The organism is Phocaeicola coprophilus DSM 18228 = JCM 13818, from assembly GCF_000157915.1.
Taxonomy (GTDB): domain Bacteria; phylum Bacteroidota; class Bacteroidia; order Bacteroidales; family Bacteroidaceae; genus Phocaeicola; species Phocaeicola coprophilus.
The window spans coordinates 1-746 of the sequence record NZ_EQ973684.1; the positions used below are offsets into that span (position 1 = coordinate 1).

The window sequence follows — 746 nt, forward strand, 5'->3', positions numbered from 1 at the left end:
GCAGGAGGCTAGGAGAAGTAAGACTAAAGATAGAATTGCTGTTTTCATTGTATTAAATATAAAAAGTACATAATGCTATTTTACGAAAAGTATAATAGTCTTCTGTTTTTATTCGACCTGGCTTGATGTTGATTTGTTGAATTTTTTCTCTATCAATTTCAAATAGTCGGCAGATAATTCGGTGTTTGATTTATCGGTAATACATATATTGTTAATTGCTAGATCTTTTGTTACTTGAAAAGCCAAAGCATATTCATTGTATTCCGGGTATATATTGAATTCTGTTTTAGTTTGGTAAATTGTCAGATCGTTATTTGAAGTCAAATCCTGAAGAAACAGCTTGAAAGATCTTCGTTCTTCAAATTTACCAATGACAACGATATGTTCTTTACCAATCTTTTTAGACAATTCAACGAGCTTTTTTAAGAATGGTTGATAGCAAACCTGGCATCCTTGTTCTGAGAAATAGTAAATCAGTTTTTCTCCCTTGCATACATCTTTAAGTTCACAAGAGTCTCCATCGGTAGTGTATAAAGTATAGTTTTCCAAATTGTGTCCTTCTGCGAAATGTTGCAATTTAGAAAGAATCGTGATGTTTTCTAATACATAACTTTGTTCTGCATTTAAGTTTTGTAGTTCTTCGTTTTGATTCTTGTAGTTTTCGATGATTATTCTTTTGCTATGAACATCATATACTAGATAGATGATCAATGCGAATGACAAAGTTGTCAAGAATACGATTTGTC

The 746-nt window shown here is 31.4% G+C and carries 1 protein-coding gene; it reads right to left on the reverse strand.

The window, feature by feature from the left end; all coding sequences use genetic code 11:
- Window positions 1-108 precede the first annotated feature (108 nt).
- Window positions 109-746: hypothetical protein (locus BACCOPRO_RS18180; protein WP_008145626.1), on the reverse strand; the 638-nt coding region annotated here is incomplete at its 5' end.